The organism is Aeromonas simiae, from assembly GCF_014892695.1.
GTDB lineage: Bacteria > Pseudomonadota > Gammaproteobacteria > Enterobacterales > Aeromonadaceae > Aeromonas > Aeromonas simiae.
In genome coordinates this window covers 57,067-77,500 of the sequence record NZ_CP040449.1, presented here as the reverse complement: position 1 = coordinate 77,500, position 20,434 = coordinate 57,067, and the positions used below count along the sequence as shown (strand labels likewise).

16 protein-coding genes and 1 riboswitch are annotated in these 20,434 nt (G+C 59.9%); of the genes, 9 read left to right on the top strand and 7 right to left on the bottom strand.

The window, feature by feature from the left end:
* The first annotated feature begins 469 nt into the window (after positions 1-469).
* Positions 470-955, top strand: a complete 486-nt coding sequence (locus tag FE240_RS00360; RefSeq protein WP_193002930.1) for an RNA recognition motif domain-containing protein — start codon at positions 470-472, stop codon at positions 953-955.
* A 4-nt stretch (positions 956-959) separates the two neighbouring features.
* Here the strand turns inward: FE240_RS00360 and murI are convergent, their stop codons facing one another.
* Both murI and FE240_RS00350 read right to left on the bottom strand, forming a co-directional pair.
* Positions 960-1,742 (bottom strand): glutamate racemase, encoded by a 783-nt coding sequence (gene murI / locus FE240_RS00355; protein WP_193002929.1) that lies wholly within the window; start codon positions 1,740-1,742, stop codon positions 960-962.
* Positions 1,743-1,837: 95 nt separating this feature from the next.
* Positions 1,838-3,688, bottom strand: a complete 1,851-nt coding sequence (locus tag FE240_RS00350) for a TonB-dependent receptor domain-containing protein (protein ID WP_193002928.1) — start codon at positions 3,686-3,688, stop codon at positions 1,838-1,840.
* Positions 3,689-3,740: 52 nt separating this feature from the next.
* Positions 3,741-3,917: riboswitch (cobalamin riboswitch) on the bottom strand.
* Positions 3,918-4,452: 535 nt separating this feature from the next.
* On the opposite strand from FE240_RS00350, the gene purE reads away from it, so the two are divergent.
* The 3 genes from purE (at position 4,453) to FE240_RS00335 (ending at position 6,854) form a co-directional block, all read left to right on the top strand.
* Entirely contained in the window at positions 4,453-4,962 is a 510-nt protein-coding gene (purE, locus tag FE240_RS00345) for a 5-(carboxyamino)imidazole ribonucleotide mutase (protein WP_193002927.1), read from the top strand.
* Positions 4,959-6,083, top strand: a complete 1,125-nt coding sequence (locus FE240_RS00340; RefSeq protein WP_042047258.1) for a 5-(carboxyamino)imidazole ribonucleotide synthase — start codon at positions 4,959-4,961, stop codon at positions 6,081-6,083. The genes purE and FE240_RS00340 overlap by 4 nt, the downstream gene beginning before the upstream one ends.
* Before the next feature lie 363 nt (positions 6,084-6,446).
* Complete coding sequence (locus FE240_RS00335; protein ID WP_052449473.1) at positions 6,447-6,854, top strand: hypothetical protein; 408 nt, start codon at positions 6,447-6,449, stop codon at positions 6,852-6,854.
* A 19-nt stretch (positions 6,855-6,873) separates the two neighbouring features.
* Here the strand turns inward: FE240_RS00335 and FE240_RS00330 are convergent, their stop codons facing one another.
* Both FE240_RS00330 and FE240_RS00325 read right to left on the bottom strand, forming a co-directional pair.
* On the bottom strand, positions 6,874-10,485 hold the full coding sequence (locus tag FE240_RS00330; RefSeq protein WP_193002926.1) for an ATP-binding protein: 3,612 nt from the start codon (positions 10,483-10,485) through the stop codon (positions 6,874-6,876).
* A gap of 9 nt (positions 10,486-10,494) precedes the next feature.
* A complete protein-coding gene (locus FE240_RS00325; protein ID WP_193002925.1) occupies positions 10,495-11,118 on the bottom strand; it encodes a response regulator transcription factor in 624 nt (207 codons plus the stop codon).
* Positions 11,119-11,635: 517 nt separating this feature from the next.
* Between FE240_RS00325 and ecpA the strand changes: the two genes are divergently transcribed.
* Genes ecpA through FE240_RS00300 form a run of 5 tightly spaced genes read left to right on the top strand, consistent with a single transcriptional unit; the run spans position 11,636 to position 17,726 of the window.
* Entirely contained in the window at positions 11,636-12,220 is a 585-nt protein-coding gene (ecpA, locus tag FE240_RS00320) for a common pilus major fimbrillin subunit EcpA (RefSeq protein ID WP_193002924.1), read from the top strand.
* A 55-nt stretch (positions 12,221-12,275) separates the two neighbouring features.
* Entirely contained in the window at positions 12,276-12,938 is a 663-nt protein-coding gene (locus FE240_RS00315) for an EcpB family pilus assembly chaperone (RefSeq protein ID WP_193002923.1), read from the top strand.
* Positions 12,939-12,971: 33 nt separating this feature from the next.
* A complete protein-coding gene (locus tag FE240_RS00310; RefSeq protein WP_193002922.1) occupies positions 12,972-15,410 on the top strand; it encodes a fimbrial biogenesis outer membrane usher protein in 2,439 nt (812 codons plus the stop codon).
* 2 nt (positions 15,411-15,412) lie between these two features.
* A complete protein-coding gene (locus tag FE240_RS00305; protein ID WP_193002921.1) occupies positions 15,413-17,032 on the top strand; it encodes a hypothetical protein in 1,620 nt (539 codons plus the stop codon).
* Between the two features lie 13 nt (positions 17,033-17,045).
* Complete coding sequence (locus FE240_RS00300) at positions 17,046-17,726, top strand: fimbria/pilus periplasmic chaperone (RefSeq protein ID WP_193002920.1); 681 nt, start codon at positions 17,046-17,048, stop codon at positions 17,724-17,726.
* 3 nt (positions 17,727-17,729) lie between these two features.
* Here FE240_RS00300 and leuE read toward each other — a convergent pair whose 3' ends face one another.
* From leuE to ftnA, 3 genes are all read right to left on the bottom strand, one after another.
* Positions 17,730-18,365, bottom strand: coding sequence for a leucine efflux protein LeuE (gene leuE / locus FE240_RS00295; RefSeq protein ID WP_193002919.1), 636 nt, complete (start codon positions 18,363-18,365; stop codon positions 17,730-17,732).
* Between the two features lie 94 nt (positions 18,366-18,459).
* Positions 18,460-19,644, bottom strand: a complete 1,185-nt coding sequence (locus FE240_RS00290; RefSeq protein WP_193004372.1) for a BaiN/RdsA family NAD(P)/FAD-dependent oxidoreductase — start codon at positions 19,642-19,644, stop codon at positions 18,460-18,462.
* A 77-nt stretch (positions 19,645-19,721) separates the two neighbouring features.
* Complete coding sequence (gene ftnA / locus FE240_RS00285) at positions 19,722-20,252, bottom strand: non-heme ferritin (protein WP_042047241.1); 531 nt, start codon at positions 20,250-20,252, stop codon at positions 19,722-19,724.
* Positions 20,253-20,434 lie beyond the last annotated feature (182 nt).

Below are 20,434 nucleotides of genomic sequence, written 5' to 3'. Positions count from 1 at the left end.
GATGCTTTCAATCCTGCGAGTGCCCACACAGATTGCTTGATTCAATTTGTTAAAGAACGTTGCCTTGTCGGCTGAGGCTGCGCATCTTACGCTCCTCATTTTGAAAGTCAAGCGCCGTAGCGGCTTTTCTTTCGCAGCGGGCTGGCTCAAAGCCAACTCACTGACCCTCTGGCGTCATCCGCCGTGCTGGTGAGGGCGCATTATAGGGAGGTGCCTCGGGATAACAAGGCTTTTTTTGAAGAAAATCACGAATAATTCAAAACAATCAGTTAGAAACAAAATATTAAGTGTATATATACAGAGTTATCCACATTGTGCTGGTTCGTGAGCCACTCCCGAGCCAATTTCATGTGCTCCAGACGTGCCTTTCACCTTTCTGCGGTGGCTTGTGTTACAAAAGCCCGTTACCATGAAGGTGAATAAAGTGTTGCGTTTTCATCGACTTCATTCACATGAGGGTGGACTCCCTATGACATTGTTCCGTTTTCCCCTGTTTCTACAGGCGGCTATCTGCGCCGCCGTTCTGGCGTTAGTCGGCTATCTGCTGGCACAAGGGCTCAATTTCCAACTGGAGACCGAGATCATCTTTGCTCTGGGTCTGGCACTCGGTGGTTTTGTGGTTCCTCTGCTGCTGCAACGTAAGGTTGGAGTGACGACATCGACCACAACAGCCCCGACCACCGATGTTGAAACCCGCACCCTGTATGTCGGTAATCTTCCCTATCGCGCCAACGAGGCCGCCGTGCGTGAACTGTTCGTCCAGCACGGACAGGTTATTTCGGTGCGTCTGATGAAGGATAAGGTGACCGGCAAGCGCCGTGGTTTCGGTTTCGTCGAGATGCCGGTAGCCGATGCCGAGCGCGCCGTAGCGGCGCTCAATGAGAAGGAGTATCAGCAGCGCACCCTCAAGGTGCGTGAAGCAAACGAGAAGAAGGAAGGAGAGGGCGACGCCTAATGCGCTAGTCTCCGACCTGACGTAATTGCTCAAGCCCCCAGCTCATTAAGGGGGCTTGCAGTTTCAGGGCTGCCGCATCAAGCCTGGTGCAGTAAGCCATCCCCCTTCCCTCCCCCGCACTTCCCCCACTCCCCAAGAGGTGGCGTACCCGCTTGGCCACCGCCTCTCCCGAGTCAACAAACGTGACGCCAGGCAGGATCTCGGCCAGCTCATCGGCCAGCAGAGGAAAATGGGTACACCCGAGTACGACAGTGTCGGGGCTATGGCCCTCCTCCCGCCAAGACGCCATCACGGCGCGCAGCACATCCATGTCTACCAGCTCCCCGGCCAGCTTGCGCTCGGCCTGAACCACCAGCTCGGTGCTGCCTTTGAGCAGCACCTGCTTGCCTGGCGCAAACTGCTCGATGAGGCGCAAGGTATAGTCGCGGGAAACCGTGCCGGGGGTCGCCAGCAGCCCGATGCAACCATTTTGGGTCAGTGCTACTGCCGGCTTAATCGCCGGCACCACTCCCACCACTGGGATCTCCAGCCTGGCGCGCAGCTCGGGCAATGCAATGGTGCTTGCGGTATTGCAGGCGATCACCACCAGGTTGATGGCATGCTCGCTCACCATCTGTTCGACCGTGTTCGCACAGGCCGTGATGAGCGCTTCCTCAGCAAGTTCGCCATAGGGAAAGTGGGCGTTATCGAAGCAGTAGAAGTAGTGATGTCCTGGCAACAGGCGGCGTATTTCGCGATAGACGCTCAGCCCCCCCATGCCGGAGTCGAAGACGAGAATATTGGCCACGGAACTCCCCCTCGGATACAAGCTCGTGATCATACTCCTCCCTCTTTGACGAGGGGAAGCCCCAAGAAGAAGGCCCCGCATCGCGGGGCCTGGTCTCAGAGGCGATAATCCGCGGTCACGCGGAACTCTGTCCCCGCGCCGGGGTAACCGACGGCTTCATCGTAATCGCGATCAAGCAGGTTATCGACGCGCCCTCCCAGGGTCAGCCGCTCGTTCACGGCATAATGAGCCCCCAGGTTGAACAGGGTATAAGAACCCAACTCGCGGCGGGTCGCCGGCCAGGAGCTGAAGTCATTGTCGTAGCGCTTGCCCACATAGAGCGCCTCGCCGCTCCACTCCACCGGCCCCGTGGTCACGCTAGCCAGCCAGCTTCCTTTATTACGGGCACGGCGCAGCAACTGCCGATCGGCATCATTCTTGTCCTCGGCGCGAGTGATGTCGAAGCTGAGGTCATGACGCACCGGCCCCGTCATCAGGCCTAGGGCCAGCTCCATACCATGGATATCCGCATCCGTGTTATTGGGGCGGCAACTGGCGTTAGCGCTCTGGCAGCGGATCAGGTTTTCAATCCGGTTGCGGTAGAGGTTTACCGACCAGTCCCAAGCACTGTACTGACCGCTCAATCCCAGCTCCAGATTGCGGCTCTCCTCCGGCTTCAGGTTCGGATTCTCGTAACCTGGATAGTAGAGGTCGAGGAAAGTCGGAGCCTTGAAGCCGGTGCCATAACTCAGGCGCGCCTTGTGGTGCGGGTCGATATCGACCCCGGCGGCGGCCGACCAGGTGTTGTGGCGACCATACTGCTGGTTGTCGTCGGTGCGGCCGGAGAGCTCCAGCAGCAGCGGGTTCCAACGGTAGCTACCGACGGCAAACAAGCCAGTGTTGTCGCGATCCGGCGCGGCAAAGCCAACGATAGCCGGGCTGCCACTGCTCCAATCCTCGGCGCGGGAGTCCGACTTCATCTGCTCCTGCTGCCAGTCGGCACCTGCGGTCAGGTGTAAGTTGTCGTTGGCCTGCCAGCCGTTCACCCACGCCAGATGGGTCAGGCCGGTATGGATAGGCTGTCCCGAGCCCTCACCATCAGCATCCAGCCAGGTTTTCAGGCGATGTTCGCCATAACTGGCTTCAAGTCGGCTGGTCAGGGCAGTACCGCGATACTTGAGGGCTCCATCAAACTGCTTGGCAGAGACCCGGCTCTGATCGGTGGTACCGTCGGTCTCAGCGAGGTTGCGCCAGCCCAGCGCATTTAGCTCACCGCTCCACTGGTCATTGAAGTCGTGGTTCAGGCCCAACTGACCGTTGAGGGTATCAAAACCATCGCGATCCGGCTGATGGGTCTGCGCCACGACATCGACCCCATCGGTCTTCTCGTAACCCAGCATCAGGTTGCCGTCGGTCTTCTCCCCCAGCGCCTGCACCGTGCGCAATTGCCCCATGCCGTAACCATGGCTGCCAGCACCACCGGTCAGATGAGTCTCACTTCCCTGGCGGGCCGAGGTCTGGGTGATGATGTTGATGACACCACCAATGGCATCGGAGCCATACACGGCCGCTCTTGGCCCGCGAATGTATTCGACACGCTCCACCAACCCGAGCGGGATCTGGCTCAGATCTGGGGTCCCCACCGCCATGGCGGCAATCTGACGACCATTGATGAGGATCAGGGAGTGGTTGGAGTTGGTACCGCGCATGAACAGACTGCTCTGGTGCCCACGCCCCCCCATGCTGACCAGCTGCACCCCCGGTAGGGTACGCAGCAGATCGGGCAGGCTCTGAACCTGACGGGCCTCGATATCCGAACGATCGATGATCAGGGTGGGGGCCAGTACGCTGGCGGCGGGCTGTTCGACCCGATTGGCGGTGACGACCATCACCTCATTGGTTGATACCGGCGACTGGGCGAGCGCGGCCGTCGGCAGCAGGGCCGCCGCCAGAAGTTTCTTCGACATAACAGATCCTTAATTACGCGTAAGCATCCATCTCGCGACCGGTTTCTCTCGGCCCGAAATACGAGCTTTGGCAGGTCTTCGGGCTTGGGGGCTGGAAACCTAGGCGACGGCTTCCCACCTTGCGGCAGTGCCATGTTGTCGCTTCGTTCCCCCTTACCGCTGCGCGCCAGCTCCGGAGTTACACCGGATTCCCTATTAAGCAGGTTGCGCCAAAGCGCGGGGATTATAGGCAAGACAAAAATGGATGTATAGCAATCTAGACATCCATTTTGTTATTACTGTTCCGACTAGGGGAGGGATAAGGGTGCCCACTCGACGCAGACACAGGGATGAGTACGATGCCGACATGCAACAAAGGGGCCGAGACAGGTAAGAGAGGGTGCACGGTATGCCGTCAGGCTCGGAGCCCGCTCGCCATGGTAGGGAAGAGGACAAATTCCTCCTGCCCCAGCACCTCATCAAAGACGCTGATGGGGCAGCTTATCGTTGGCCCCCTCCTATCCGATTGCATCGAACAAATATCAATAATCTTCTGGCCTTATCAATGTATAATGCGCCCCAGCATGCTACCCAGATAGGATCCCTGCCGAGGCCGACCATGACGCCGTTTGTCGAACTCTCCATACGCGCCCTTATGGCACGCCACGCGCAGTGCATCCCCAGTTTCACTCCGGCAGCGATCCCCGCTGCCGAAGGCTTAGAGCCGGCTTTGCCGGCTCTTTTTGTTGACTGAAGACAAACGTTTGACAGCAAGGAAAATCACGATGACGCACTCTCCCCTGATCGGCCTGGTGATGGGCTCGGATTCGGACTGGCCCGTGATGCAGGCTGCGGCCCGCATTCTCAAGGAGCACGGCGTACCCTACGAAGCGCGCGTGGTGTCAGCCCACCGCACTCCGGATCTGCTGTTCGAGTATGCCGCCAGCGCCCGCGAGCGTGGCCTGCGTGCCATCATTGCCGGCGCCGGTGGCGCCGCCCACCTGCCGGGTATGTTGGCCGCCAAGACCACTATTCCGGTGCTGGGGGTGCCGATCCCGACCCGTCAACTCAAGGGGATGGACTCTCTGCTCTCCATCGTGCAAATGCCCAAGGGCGTGCCGGTCGCCACCTTCGCCATCGGCGAGGCGGGCGCCGCCAACGCCGGCCTGTTCGCGGTCTCCCTGCTGTCGGTCGCTCAAGACAACGATGCCCCCCGCTACCACCAGCAGCTCGACGGCTTTCGCGCCAAGGAGCGTGACCGGGTGCTGGCCCTTGAGCTGGAGGATCCGGCATGATCCTGCCTCCCGCCACCCTTGGCATGCTCGGCGGCGGTCAGCTCGGCCGCTATTTCGTGATGTCGGCCCACCGCCTCGGCTATCAAGTGATCGTGCTGGATCCGGATCCCGCCAGCATCGCCGGTGCCGCGGCCGACGCCCAGATCGTGGCGGCTTATGACGACGCCGAGGCCCTAAGCGAGCTGGCCCGCCGCTGCGACGCCATCACCTGCGAGTTCGAGAATGTGCCGGCGGCCTCCCTGGCCCTGCTGGAGCAGCACAAGCCGGTGCGTCCGGCGGCCAGCTCGGTGCGCGTCTGTCAGGATCGCCGCGAAGAGAAAGCCTTCCTGACCCGCGCCGGCGTGCCGGTGGCACCGAACCTGACCCTGTTGCCGGGTGAGCCATTGCCCGCACTGCCGGACTCACTGTTCCCCGCCATCCTCAAGACGGCGCGTGAAGGCTATGACGGCAAAGGACAATGGACCCTCCATCAGGCGGACGAGCTGCCGGCAGCCCTGGCGGCCAGCGGCGTGCCCTGCGTGCTGGAAAAGCGCCTGCCACTGGAGGGGGAGTTTGCCCTGACGCTGGCGCGCAGCCCGAGCGGCGCCATCAGCGCCCTGCCTCTGGTGCAGAACTGGCACAGCGGCGGCATCCTGGATCAGACCCGCTCCCCGGCCAATGTACCGGCGCTGGAGGCCGAGGCCCAGCGCATCGCCGAACACATCATCGCCGCCCTCGACTATGTCGGCGTGCTGACGGTGGAGTTCTTCCTGGTCGGCGGGCAACTGCTGGTCAACGAGATGGCGCCGCGTCCCCACAATTCGGGCCACCCCAGCATCGATAATGCCGGTTGCAGCCAGTTTGAACTGCAAGTACGCGCCTTATGCGATCTGCCGCTGCCCGAACAGGCCGAGGTATGCCCCGCCATTTTGCTCAACCTGCTCGGCGATCTGTGGCAAGACGGCGCCCCGGACTGGGCCGCCGCCCTGGCCCTGCCCGGCGTGCACCTGCACCTCTACGGCAAGGGCGAAGCCCGCCCCGGCCGCAAGATGGGCCACGTCACCGTCACCGGCCGTGAATGGCCGGCCGTCGAGGCCACCGCGCACCAGCTGCGCGCCCTGCTGGGGCTGCCACCGCGCTGACGCCATCGGCGGACGCACTCCGATAAAAAGACCCGGGCCAAGGCCCGGGTCTTTTTTTATCTCATCGGCTCATCCCACACCGAAGGCCTCGCGGCAGTATCCGCCACTGCTATAGAAAAAGGCGCGTTGCCAGAGAAGGAAAAAACGCCGCCGGCGAGCACCATCAGACAGGACGACGGGGGAGTGAGGATGAGCGAAAACCCAACCAGCGGCCGGGGCCCCCACCCTAGAGCGCGACAGGGCATTGAGGCAGCAGCCCCTGACAAGACCAGATACGCCTAAGCTTTTCCCGGCGAGAGCCGATAAAGAAGAGATTCACTCCCAGAGTCCTCATCAGAGAGGTATGTGCGTATGGCAAGAAATATGACGCTCATCGCATTGTTGCCGGCCCTGTACTACGGCTACGGCACCGCGAGCGAGCCGTCACATCAGGTCACGTGGCACGCCACGGCCATCAAATATCCCCAAGCATCGTTCAACCTGCTCCATCCGGGACAGCAGGTCATCAATGCCACAAGGGCCCCTCACCCCGCACAAGAACTGGCCGCCCAACTGCTCGAGCCCGACGATAGCTACCAACTGCTGGCCCGCGCCCTCAACAACGAGGCCAATGCTCCAGACGTATTACTCAACGGCCAGGTGCTAGGGATACGTTACCAGCGGCTTCCTCTCACAGACCGCTACTACCTTGGCTACCGTCAGGACGGCCAGCCAGGAGCCCAGCAGACCACCGAAACAGGCTATGACCTGATCGCCTGCTGGCAATCCTGACCTTACCGCGTGAAGGGGTTCACTCTGCCTTCACGCAGTTATTCTCCAGCCAATAGAGCATGCCATCTTGCACCTGCCGGTACAGCAGCTCGACTTGCCGCAAGACACTCGGCATACACCACGGCAAACGGGGGGAGACCTCCCATTCACCACAACCGGCCACCAGTTCATTGGCCCCTATGATGCGCGCCCCTCCCTTGAGTCGGTGCAAATGGGCCAGGAAGGCGTGGCTGTTGTTCTCGCTGCTGGCCTTGGCCAGCGCCCGCAGATCCTTGTCCGCCTCCCGGATGAACTCGATCATGAGCGAGCGCATCAGATCGCTGTTACCGGCGGTCAGCGACCCCAGCGTGCGTTGGATACTGTCGGCCACTTCGGCCGGATCCGCGTACCGCTGCCCGGCATCGTGCCTTGCCAGGCAGGCGCGCAGCTCATCTAAGCTGACGGGCTTGAACAGGCAATCATCCATACCGGCCTCGATGGCTCGCTGGATCTGCTCCTGGCGCGCATCCGCCGTCAGTCCGATGATGGTCGAACGCTCCCGCCGCTCTTCCCGCTCCTGCTGCCGATAACGGGCCGCAAATTCCAAACCATTCACATCCGGCATGTTGAAATCGGTGATGATGATGTCAAAGCGCTGCTCTGCAAGGCACTGTAACGCCTGCGCCCCCGATGCCACCTCGGTGACCTGATGCCCGAGGAAGGCCAGTTGCTGGCCGACCAGCAGGCGGTTGGCGGGATGATCGTCAATGATGAGCACCTGTCGGCTACGCCCTGACGGGTTATCGGCCACCGTCGGGGCGTTGGCTCCCGGCAGAGACTCCACCAATGGCAGCCGGAGCGAGGCCGATACCGTCGTCCCCTGCCCTGGCTCGCTGCTCAAAGAGAGATCGCCCCCCATCATCTGGCACAGGGTGCGGCTGATCATCAGGCCCAGGCCGGTGCCGGAGTGCTGCTCATCTGCCGGTTGCGTCCCTTGCGTAAATGGTTGGAACAGCCGGGCCTGATCCTGCTGGCTGATCCCAATCCCGCTGTCGGTCACCTCAACCTCGATATGGCACCACGGCCCATCCCTGCGCTGAGTCAGGCGCAGCTCAACGCCTCCCTTGCGGGTGAATTTGATGGCGTTGCTGACGAGGTTGGAGAGCACCTGTTTAAAGCGGGTCGGATCGACCATCACGGTATGATCGCCTTGCGCCTTCATGACCAGCGTCAACCCCTTCTGCCGCGCGCTGGCCATGAACACATTGATGACCGATTGGCTCAGCTCGGTGGCGCGGTGGGGCGCCGGGGCCAGCTCCAGCTTGCCCGACTCTATCTTGGAGATATCGAGGATATCCCCGATAAGGCCGAGCAGATCGTGGGCCGACTGATAGGCGACCGAGACTGAACTGTGATCCTCTTGGCTCAACGCCCCCTTGCGCAGGGTCAGCTCCAGTAGGCCGATGATGGCGTTCATCGGGGTGCGGATCTCGTGGCTCATGGTGGCGAGAAAGGTCGATTTGGCCCGACTCGCCTCTTGGGCATCCAGGCTGGCACTGGCCAACTCACTCATCAGTGACACCCGCTCACTCACGTCGATCCAGCCGCCGACCACCCCCTGAACCTGACCGGAGAGATCGCGATAAACCTGCAACCAGTGAAAGATATCGATCTCTCCCCCATCGGGCAGGTGTATCCGATAATCCCCCTCACGGGCAGTCTCATCCTGCCGTATCTGGTCAAAGGCCCTGATCAGGGGGGCCATGAAAGGCCAGCGCCGCTCCACCTCGGACAGTGACAGGCGCTGCATCTCCTCCTTCTCCATGCCGAGGAAATGGGCGTAGTTGCCGTTGCACAGGATCAGCTGACCGGAAAGGTCGCAGGCGTAAATAGGATGAGGAGTGCTGTCCACCAGCTCTTCAATGAACTTCAACTGATAGCACAGCGCGGCCTGTGCCTCCTTGCGCCGCTGGATCTGCTGGCGCAGCGAGAGACTCCAGAGCAGCCCGCCAGTAAAAAGCAAAAACGCCACCAAGAAGAAGACGCCGAACTCCCGCAGCACATCCTGCCAGGTGATCAGCTCCTGCTTGGCGCTGACGCGCCAGCGGGTCGCCAACCCTTCCAGCTCATCCGGCGGGATAGAGGCCACCACGGTGTCGAGGATATCCACCAGACTCTTTTGAGCAGGCAAGACGGCAAACCCCGCCCCAAGCGGCACAGAGCCAAACAGTTCGCCAGCGATATGCAGACGGTCTGGAAACTCGGAGTTGATGAAGAACTTGGCAACCCGCAGCGGCAAGATGGCGACATCACATCGCTCTTTGGCCACGCACTCCAAGGCCGCGTCGATCTTGTCAAAATGCAGCTGCCGCCGAATGGTGAACGCCTTGTCGATCTCCGACGAGGAGGCAAACCCCTTGATGCTGGCCATCCGGCCAATCTTGAGCACTGCCTCAGGCTCCACCCCTCGATTCTTGTTGTTCACGACATAGACCAGGGGATCGAGCGTAAACACCCGACTGAACACATACTGCTGCAATCGCTCCGGGGTGGGCGTCAGGATCATGGCATCCGCCCGGCCCTGGGTGACCGCCTCAATCTGCTCGTGCGTATTGGCCACCGGCAGTGCCTGTACTGCCACGCCGAGCTTGGAGCCGATCACCTGAAACAGGTCTGCGGCGATGCCGTGCAGGTTGCCCTTCACATCGATGAAACTCAGGGGCGGCAGCCCCTTGTTGACGGCGATGGTGATCGTCCCTTTGGCATTGATCCACTGCCACTCCTGCCGGGTCAGATTGGTACGCGTGGACTGAATGGAGAGACCCCCACCACTCCAGCGCTTAATCACCGAATTGATGTGCATGTCGGTGACCGATGCCAGGGAGGCATTTAAGATCTCCCTCAGCGTATCGTTGCCGGCCCTGACCCCGAATGAGAACCCCTCGGTGTCGGCATAGATAGGACGCACTAGCTGTATGCTGTCTTGATAAAATTTGTTGGTGAGAAAGTTCCCCGAGATCATATCGATAAGGACGGCATCCACCTCGCCATACGCGGCGGCGGCCATCGCACTATAGCGGGAGGGATAGAGCTCCACCCTGACCCCAGGCAGATAGCTGATGACCTCCGCAAAGGGCAGATAGGATTCGGCAACCGCCACTCTCTTTATCTGCTCGGGATGCACGCTGAAATTCTTATAGATGGCCGGCTCATCCATGATGTAGGGAAGGGTCAGCGCCAGACCCTCTCTCACTTCATAAGTATTCGCCGACCCGATGAAATCGGCCTCGCCACGATGAATGGCCACGATGGCCTCATCACGGGACGGGAACGTTTTGGCCAGGATCTCAACGCCCAGGCTCTTTCCTACGATGCCGATGATATCGGCCGTGACCCCTTCGTACGCGCAAGAGCGCAACGTGATATCCATCGGCGGGCTGTCTGGTCTGGGCACCGCCAGCACCAGGCGCTGTTTATTGTTCAGCCAGTGCCGCTGCTGCTCGCTGAGGGTCGGCACCTGCCGAGGGGTGTCGGGCAGAGATTCTCTCGAGAGAATGCCCATGAGACCGGTCTCGCGTTCCCGCTCGACGGACACTGCCATGGTCGCCACCAGCAACATGCAGGCAGCGTAAAGCACCTTGAGAATCGTCATAGACAGACCTCATATCACCATGTATCGCTTGGCCAACTCCAGCAGCTCGACCATGTTGCTCACCTGCAGTTTCTGCATCACCCTGGCCTTATAGGTACTGATGGTCTTCTCGCTGAGCAGCATGTCACCGGCAATCTCCTTGTTTGCTCGGCCTTGGCACAACGCAACAAATACGCTCATCTCCCGATCGGAGAGGGTATTGAGTACCTCCCTACTGTTCACATCCGCGGAATATTTCCCGTGGGCGATCACCTCGGTCGGGAAAAACAGCCTCCCTCCCAGACAGGTACGGATCGCCTCCTTGAGCAGCCCTAAGTCTTCCAGTTTGGAGACAAATCCGTCCGCTCCAGCCTGATAGGCGCGAACCATCACATGGCGGCTATCCTGCGCTGACAAGACGATCACCTGAGCCGTTGCATCAATGCATTTGATGCGCTTGACCACCTCAATCCCGTCCAGCTTCGGGATACCGATATCCAGCACCACCACCTGTGGCTGAAGACACCTGAATTGATGGATTGCATCCACGCCATTGTCGACTTCACCACACACATTGTGTCCATCTTGTTGCAACAGTATCCCTACCGCCATCCGAATTGCAGGATGGTCATCCACAACCAGAACATCCGCCATAATCGTCCTTGTTCCTTTCACCAATAAGGCCAATCATGCCCTTGAATCTACCATTATTTCTTTATTCTGGAACGGCTTGCTGACAAAAATCATAAACTCATCATCAAATAATATAAAAACAACAGAACAACCATTGAAAATCAATTGGTTACAAAAACACAAAACACTTACATATAATTTATTAAAATAAAATAATAATTGTGATTTAGTTTTGTGTTAAACATGATTTTTTATAAAAAACATATAGATAAGATATCCATATAGCTTTCAACACAGCACAGAACGTCAGAATTAATCCGTATCACGCATCGTTATTTTGGGCATTTTCCTACGTAGACTCCCATCACAGTTTTTTGAGGATTTTCCTACATAGACTCTGGTCGATGAAGGTGGGCATTGCATGTATCTTTGTTGCCTGAATCTTGACCAACACGCTCCATATGGCCCCAAAGGTGTTTGCCAAGAGTCATGCAAAAATCGGGAATGCTTGTCCCACCACACAGGGAAGGAAGAAAAAATGAAAAAAACTCTGATTGTTCTGGCTCTCGCAAGCCTGGGGGTAACCTCCGCTCACGCCGCTGTCGAGAGTATTGCCGTCGCCACCTGGCAAGCTACCGCCAAGAAAGACACCACCACCTCACTGGTGGTCACCCCGCTGACCAGCCTCTCGTTTCAGTACGCCGAAGGGATTGAGGGATTCAACACCGTCAACGGCCTGTTTGACGTGGCCATCATGGGCCATTCCAGCGATTCGTCCGGGACTGCTTATACCGACTTCACCTTGAAGGCCAAGAAACTGAGCGGCACCCTGAATCACCTCGGCGGAGGCTCAACCGTTGAGGTGGGGGTCATGTGGCAAGGCGCCCCGCTCACCAATACGGATTACACCGCCCTGATCGATACCGCCAACGGCGTCAATGGTGGCGCCCTCTCCTCATTGGCCACCACCTTCAAGCTCGATCAGCGCTCTAGCGCACAAGGCTCGTTCAACTTCTTCATCGAAAGCGCCACCGTCGGTGGCTCGACCGCCTCGTTCAACGCGCTGCCGGACGGGCTGTGGAGCGGTGAGGTGAGCGTCGAGTTTGTGGCCAGCTGGGCCTGACGACATGGTGTAACTCAAGGGGTCGTGTGGCCCCTTTTTTAGAGGGATCAGCCCTATGTTGTTGAGAACGATCGTGCTCGGTCTGTTGGTCTATCCCCTCTCCGGTCAAGCCATCAATGTCGGCAGTATCACGACCTTCATTGACGCCGGAGCTCAGGACGTTGCGAAAGAGATCGAAAATAACAGCGATCAGGCCCGCCTGGTCACCATCTCCGTCGCCCGCATCTCCTCCCCCGAAGAGGGGGGCGTCACCATACCGATGGAGATAAACGGCGAGCTGCTGCTCTCCCCCAGTCGCCTGATGCTGCCCGCCAAGGCGAAAAACAACGTGCGTTTCTTCTACAAGGGGCCGGCCGATGCCAAGGAGCGCTACTACCGCATCACCTGGCTCGACACCGCCCTGTCTGCCGATGAGCAGCGCCAGGAGCGCCGTCAGGCGGTCGCCACCACCTCCGCCCAGATAGGCACCATCCTGGTCGTCACCCCACGCCAGCACCGCTTCGACTACGCCATCGAGAAGGGGGTGCTGGTCAATCGGGGCAATGCCTCTTATCGGGTCGTCGCCTACGGGGTCTGCCGTGATCAGCCCGGCAAACAGTGCAGGGAGACCTATTACGATCTGCCGGGCAAACGACGCGCCTTCAAGCGGGTCGACATTCACCACGAGAAGAGCCACCTCGGCCTCTGGCTGGGACAAGAATTCGTGGTGGTTAAGTAATCCTGTCGCCTGACCTGAACCACAGGATTCACTATGCGTAGTACCTTAAACTGCCTGCTTGCAGCCTCTGCGCTGCTGGCGACGCCGGCTATCGCAGCGCCACTGCGCATTGCCAACGTCATCATTCCGACCAGCTTCGCGGCGGCGCTGGAAGAGGGGTTGGCCGTACCGGTGCGCCTGCAATACCGCGATCCCGCGCATCAAGTGGAGACGCTGACCGACGATGCCATCGGCAATGCCACCCTGCTCCTTCGCGACGGCCAGCTCCACTTGCTCAGCATCGACTTCACCACGGGTCAGCAGGAGGGGCTGCTCAATGACGCGCTGATCGCCCAACTGGCCCATGAACAGCTGCGCGTCTTCTCCCCCGAAGGAACCCTGCGTATCGACGAACATGCGAGCATGCACCTCGATCTGGTCGCCATGTTGCTGACGATTCAGGTGTCCCGCGAGGCGTTTGGCGATGCCAAACAGACAGAGCGGCGCATGGCCCTGACCCCGAGCGTGGCGTCCCTGACAGGCGTTCACCGCTACAACATGGGTTACTCCTTCGCTCGTACGCATGAGAGCGGCCACAGTGATTCCAACTTTTTCCAACTAAGTAGCACCTTGGGCCAAGGAGCCCATCACCTGGAGCTGGATGCCTCCCTCTACAACATGGGTACCGGCCAGCAGAGCAGCGAACTCTACCGCACCATGTACGAGCGGGATCTCGAGGATCGCCGGTTCGCCGCCGGTATGGTGTCGACTTGGGATCTACAGACGCTCGGGGTGGTGACCGCCCTCAATAGCGGACGCATCTATGGCGCCTCCTATGGCAACCAGGCCCAATCGCGCAAGCGCACCACCCAAGAATCCAGCACCCCCATCCAGGTCTTCATGCCGGCCAACGGCGAGGCCAGAGTCTATCGGGACGGCCGTCTGATCGCCCTGCAAAACCTGCCGATCGGCAACCAGAGCATCGATACCTCCTCCTTTCCCAGCGGCGTCTACAACGTGACGGTCGAGACCTATGTCGAGGGGCGACTGACCGACACCAGCACTCAGCGAGTCACCAAGCTGGGCGGCCACCTCGATTTCAGCCAAGAGTGGGGATGGCAATGGTGGGGGGGGCTTATGGAGGGCATAGAGCAGCGCAGCGACTCGCCTCTGGCCGGCCTCTCGCTGGCTCGCACCCAAGAGACGGTGGATTTCGCCACCACCGCTTATGCCTTTCGGGATGCCGCCGTGGGAGAGACCCGCCTGGGGTGGCAAGCCACGGAGCGACTCTCTTTGCAACTGCAATCCATGCTCTCCACCGATCGCTCATGGCGCCTGGCCAGCAGCCTTTCATTGCAGTTACACGATCACCTCTCCATGTGGGCCAGCCAGGAAAAGCTCGCCACAGGGAACACATTGACGGTAGGAGAAACCGACCTCTACTCAGCCGGTATCACCCTCAATATCGGAGGGTGGGTCACGGGCCTTGGCCAGCTATCCATCAACATGACCAAAGACAGGGAGAACGGCAGCGATCGCAACTATGTGGACTATTACCAGAGCCTCTATTCCGGTCGCTACGGCAGCTTGTCACTGCGCGCCAGCCTGCAAGGCAACCGGGCCCTGCCGGGCGGCGTGGATAACAAGAGCGTGACCCTCGATTACAGCATTCCGTTCGATAACCTCTTTAGCATTGGCATGAGCAGTAACGAGCAGGGCCAGACCACCGCCAACCTCAACTATCAAAAGCGCATGGAGGGGGTGATCAATCTGGCCTCGCTCAATGCCTCGCGCCTTATTCACGGCAATGATGAGCGCAACATGGCCCTCTCGGGCACCCTGGGATTCGACAACCGGATCATCGGTGGCACCATGACGGTGGGGCGCGGCCACGGAGGGGATCTCAATGGCAACCTGATCGCGAGGGGGGCCCTGGTGAGCACTGCTGAAACCCTGCTCGCCTCCAGCCAGAGCAGCGCCGGCTCGGGGCTTATCATCAATACCGGCATCGCCAAGGAGGGCCAGATGCTGGCCAAGATCAATGGTCAGGATTACCTACTGCGGGGGGAACAGACCTTCCTGGCACTGCCCTCCTATCAGGAGTACGAAATTGAGCTGCTCAACAGCAAACACAGTCGGGACAGCTATGACATCAACACCGGCAAACAGCGCTACACCCTGTTTCCCGGCAACGTAGCCACACTCGACGCCAGAGAGAACATCCGAGAGATGGTCACTGTCTTTGGCGTCATCCGGGCCGAAGATGGCTCCGTCATCGCCAATGCCCGCCTCGATAACCACATCGGCACCACGCTGACCAACCGAGACGGGGAGTTTTCGCTGGACGTGGATAAAGCCAACCCCATGCTGACCTTCCGTAACGGCAGCCAGTTTTGTGAAGCCGAGCTGGATCTGAGCGAACAGACCGGCGCCGCCTGGCTGGGGGATGTGATCTGCCGGGGCCTGCCAACCTACGCCATGGTGAGGGAGTAATGATGAACCACAACACCTCTGCGCTGCTGATCCTGCTCCTGCTCGTCTGGAGTGCTGAAGCCACCGCCGCCGTCACGAAGCGGCAACTGTCCAACGCCCCACTGCGCAACTTCCTGTTTATCGAAAACCAGGAGGACAACAACCTGTTCGTCTCCCCCACCGACTCCCTAGATCCCCGCCTGACGGGGGCCAACGTCTGGACCTCCCTCAAGGGCAAGGGACAGGTGAGCCTGGCCTACGTGGACAACGGCGAAAACCGGGCCGTCGACAACTGGAACATCGACATGTGGGAAGAGGGGCCGATTCGCCACCCCTACATCAATCAGCGCTGCATCATGACCTATACCCGCTGTGACAGTAATACCGCAGAGGCCATCAACAAGCCTGCCGTGGTGGATAGCAAGGGCTTCTATGGCCTGCTCGGTGCCGCCAACGGCTGGGGACATGCCAAGATCAGCCCCGGCTTTTTCGACTACCTGCGCAACATGCCGGTGGGGGCCATCCTCCATCGGGAGATGAACCTGTGCCGAACCAGGGATCAATACGACGCCACCACGGGGGCGCGCTGCGCCGATCAGAAAAGCGGAGACTGGTATGTACGCCAGATGCAGCACAAGAAAGCCGGGCACCTGCGCTTCATCCAGACCAACGCGATCAGCGAGGTGATCGTCGACAGCAACGGCAACCCCTACGTACTCCCCGGCTCCCAGGGGTGCCAGAACTATCGGTTGAGTACACGCGATGGGATCCTGTGCCGCTTTCTGGATTACAACTTCACGGAAGATGGCAGCCAGACCTTCAGCAATCCCTATCTCTACACCAACGTCAAAGAGGCCGCCCTGAACTCCGCCATCGGCAGCGCGGATATCCAGATGAGCGCCGACCTCAGCTACTGGGTCAGCAAGGGCAACAGTTACGATGTGAGATACTTAAGGGGGCAAAGTTCGGTCTACCTGTTTTTATCGAGCAACTTCTTCAAACAGGTGGTGAAGCTGGGATTGCAGGCACGCCTGACCCGCGACCTTATTAACTTCAACATGAAAAGCGGTCTTGCGCCCGAGAGCGGCTATTACGAGTTCAGCGGCACCACAGAGATCAAGATCAAACCTCGCCAGTTCAGCGTCTCTATCCTCTCGTCCGATGGGGTCACCTCCCCCTACCAGGAAGGAAAGGTGGGCCAGGATGTCCTGAGCTTTCCCTACAACATCTCCGACAGTGGCCCTGCCAGTGCCGACCTGCTGGAGATCGCCGTGGCTCAGGATACCGGCACCCCCGATCAGGGGCGCTGCACCTTCTATCCCCCCGGCCAATTCAAGTCCGACAAGGGCGTCCCCATCCCGATTCGCCTGACCTTCGATTCAACGCTCCATGGCACGGGCTACCAACACGCCATTCGCTGCGACAACACCCCCGTCGATATTCGCGCTCTGGGGATACGAGACAGTCAGCCCCCTTTGGCGTGGACCGATCCGAACGGTGACAAGGGGATCACCCGTTTCTATAGCCTGGCGCTTGAGTTTGACCTCACCGACCCTGCGGTGCAGCGCACCAGCAATGGCTGGCCATGGGAGGGGGTGGTGCAACAAAGTGGCACCATCACCGTCAAGGGAACCTGGCGTTAACAAGGAGGCGAGGATGTACAAAGGCGTATTCATCGGCTGGATAGGATGGCTGACGCTGCCGGTTGGCGCCATCGATATCGGCCCCATGACGGTCGCACTGGAGCCCGACCAGCGCTTCCTGGCCCGCACCATCACCAACAACAGCACGACCCCCAAACTCTACGAGGTAAAGGCAGAGAAAATCAGCAATCCCACGGCCAGTGGCCACCCTCTGGCGCTGATCCCGGGCGAGCTGCTCTATGCCCCCAAGCGCTTCGTGCTGCATGGGCGGCAGGCTCAAAACATCAAGCTCTACTACAAAGGCGAAGAGGATCACCAAGAGCGCTATTACCGGGTGACCTTCACCGAGTCCCCCGCCGCCCAAGTGGCCGATCAGGCCGGGGAGCAACGCAAGGGAGTGCTGGAGATGAAGATCGAACTGCAATCGGTTCTGGTGGTTCGCCCGCGCCAGATCCGTTTTGAGTACCAGCTAAACCCGGCAGAAGAGAGCATCACCAACACAGGCAACACCTACTTTGAATTCATGGTCAAACAGGGCTGTGAACAACCCGACAGCCAGGCCGACAGCAAATATCTGCTACCCGGCGCCACCTATCACAATCCCAAAATCGGTAAACCGGGCAATCAGCAAGTGATCGTCTATCAATCCCGCTTCATCCCAGTGGGCAAGGTGTGCTGGCCCGAGACCCCATAGCCCTCAGGAGCGGGCGGCCAGGCGGGCCGCAAATCCCATAAAAAAGAGACCGATGAGGCCGTTGCCGATGCGGGCAAGCCACTGCTTTTGACGGAAGAAACGGGCCACTAGGGTCCCCCCGAAGATCAGCAGACTGAGATAGATAAAGCTCATGGTCTCGAGCATGCCCGCCAGCACCAGATAGGAGATCCAGGGGTGGGCATAGTTGAAGTCGATGAACTGCACGAAGAAGGAGACGTAGAAGAGGATCGCCTTGGGGTTGGTGAGGCTCAGGGTCAACGCCTTGGAGAAGTAGCGCTCACCCGGATCGACGAGCGGCGCGGCCCCCTCCTGACGCGCCACGAAGTTAGCGTGCAAGATCCTCACGCCAAGATAGAGCAGGTAGAGGGCGCCGAGATAGCGAACCAGCGTAAACAGCAGCGGCGTAGTGCGGATGAGTGACGCCACCCCGAGATAGGCACAGAAGATGAGCAGGGCATCGCCAACGAAGACCCCGAGCGCGGCCCGATAACCGGGCCCGACCCCACGGGAGGCGCCGGTGCGCAGCACATAAATCGAGTTGGGGCCCGGCGCTATGATGATGAAAAAGAGGCCGACCAGATAGGTCCAGACGTTGATGACTCCCAAGCTCTCGAACATGCGCCCTCCTTGGACAAGCCCCGATGGTAAGGGCCCAATTGACCTGTGATGAGGTCTCTATACTAAACCTCCGTCTGGCATGCACAAGCCTCACTCAGCAGAACTGCCCTGCTACCCAGCCCGATGCCCACGCCCACTGGAAGTTGTAGCCACCGAGCCAGCCGGTCACGTCCACCACCTCGCCGACGAAATAGAGCCCAGGAACCTTGCGTGACTCCATGGTCTTGGAGGAGAGCTCGTCGGTGTCGACGCCTCCCAGCGTCACCTCGGCGGTGCGGTAACCTTCGGTTCCATTGGGGCGCACCGTCCAGCGGCCCAGCAGCTCGGCCACGGCGGCCAGCTCGGGGGCGTTGTACTGACGCAGCGGCTGGTTCACCAGCAACCCCAACTCCATCAGCTTCTCGACGAAACGCTTGGGCAGCTCGCGCCCCAGCACGGTCTTGAGCTCCTGGGCCGGATAGGCCTTGACCCACTCCTGCAAGGTGGCGGGAATGTCGCGCCCCGGCAGCACATTGATGCGAAGCGCCTGACCGGGCAGCCAGAAGGAGGAGATCTGCAGCATGGCCGGGCCGGAGAGACCGCGGTGGGTAATCAGCATGGCCTCGCGAAACCGGGTGCCGTCCTCGGCACTTACCTCAACATCCAGGCTGACGCCGGCCAGATCGGCGAACGCCTCCTTGTCGGCCTGATGCAGGGTGAAGGGCACCAGACCGGCGCGGGTCGGCAGTACGGAGAGGCCGAACTGCTCCGCCAGCCGGTAACCAAACGGGGTGGCCCCCAGTTTGGGCATGGAGAGGCCGCCGGTGGCCACCACCAGCGAGGCACAGCGCACCTCTCCCTGGCTGGTCTCGAGGCGAAACCCCTCCTCTTCCTTATGCACGGCCAGGATCTCGGTGTGGGTCTGCAAGGTCACGCCAGCCCAGTCACACTCGGTGAGCAACAGATCGACGATCTCTTTGGCGCTCTCATCGCAAAAGAGCTGGCCCAGCGCCTTTTCGTGATAGTTAACCCCATGGCGCTCGGCGAGATCGATGAAGTCCTGAGCGGTAAAACGCGCCAGGGCTGACTTGCTGAAGTGGGGATTAGCGCAGAGATAGGCCTGGTGGCCAGCCTGCACATTGGTGAAGTTACAGCGCCCGCCGCCACTGATGAGGATCTTGCGCCCCGGCTTCTTGGCGTTATCGAGCACCAGCACCTGCCGGCCGCGATAACCCGCCTGCGCGGCACACATCAGCCCCGAGGCACCCGCCCCAATCACCACCACATCCACCTGCTTCATCATCACTCACCCATCAAAAGAAAAACGGCCCGCAAGGGGGCCGTCATTGTACTGGCTGGACAAAGTCTGTCCACGTCTCAGGCGTTGCCACTGTCCATGATGCTGGTCGGCGCTGCGCCCTTGGCCAGCTCGGCCAGCTCTTTGTCGATGAAGTAGAGCCCCTTGCCATCCTCGCCCACCAGGTTCAGGCGATCGACGATGCTCTTGAACAGCTTCTCCTCTTCATGCTGCTCGGCGACATACCACTGCAAAAAGTTGAAGGTGGAGTAGTCCTGAGTGGAGAAGGCCACATGCGCCAGACCATTGATGCACTTGGTGATGTGATACTCGTGCTCGAGCGTGGCGCGAAAGACGGCGCCGAGGGAGTCGAATTCATGGGGCGGCGCCTCGATGGCTCCCAGCTTGGGCATGGCACCGGTCTCGCTCACATAAGTGAACAGGCGCTCCATGTGCTGGCGCTCTTCCACCGCATGCTGACGCAGGAAGGAGGCTGCCCCCTCGAACCCCTTGTCTTCGCACCAGGCGCTCATCTGCAGATAGAGGTTGGAGGAGTAAAACTCCAGGTTAATCTGCTCGTTCAGTTTGTCGATCATGGGTTTGGCCAGCATCTCGGTCTCTCCGCTAGTGGAATGTCGTCGATTGTCTCCTCCCCTCAGCAGGGAATCAAGGGAGAGCCCAGCGGTAGGGGTCAGACGGTGAGCCGTTTCCGATAGCGCCGCCACTGACCAAAGGGGCGGCGCTATCTGCTGAGCGAGCGACTGGGGTTGCTCGTGCCAGATACGGCTCGCAG